Source organism: Burkholderia sp. KCJ3K979 (assembly GCF_016759955.1).
In the GTDB taxonomy this organism is placed as follows: Bacteria; Pseudomonadota; Gammaproteobacteria; order Burkholderiales; family Burkholderiaceae; genus Burkholderia; species Burkholderia orbicola.
On sequence record NZ_JACFYV010000481.1, the window covers coordinates 1 to 416 of the forward strand.

Below are 416 nucleotides of genomic sequence, written 5' to 3' on the forward strand. Positions count from 1 at the left end.
TTGCTGTACTGAGCGTAATTCTGCATACCGTAAGCGGTACCCCATGTCGGTAGACAGGTGTTCGCATCTTTACTCACCACAAACGCCAGCGTGAAGTGGTTGACGTTATGATTCTTAGCCAGCGCAGCCAAATCCGGGATCGTATTCAGCGTAAAGTCGACATACGGTGCATAAACGTGTTTCGGCCACGCTTTCTTCGGCGTACCTACGCGCTCTTTGGTTCCGGTCCAGTCAACAAAAACACGCCACGGGTTGCTGTCAGAAGGAGAAACTTTCTGCACTTTACTCTGAGAAATGTAGTTCTCACCGTTAAAGCGAATCAGCGTATCACTGGCATAAAGCGTTTCTGGATTAAACTGCGGCGCATTATTCAGCTCTTCGTTGCTATAGCTCTGAGTCTTACCTAACGGCTTCCA

At 48.8% G+C, this 416-nt stretch carries 1 pseudogene; it reads right to left on the reverse strand.

Annotated features, from left to right (window positions below):
* Positions 1-416, reverse strand: a pseudogene (locus H3O04_RS35735) (lysozyme); the annotation flags it as partial.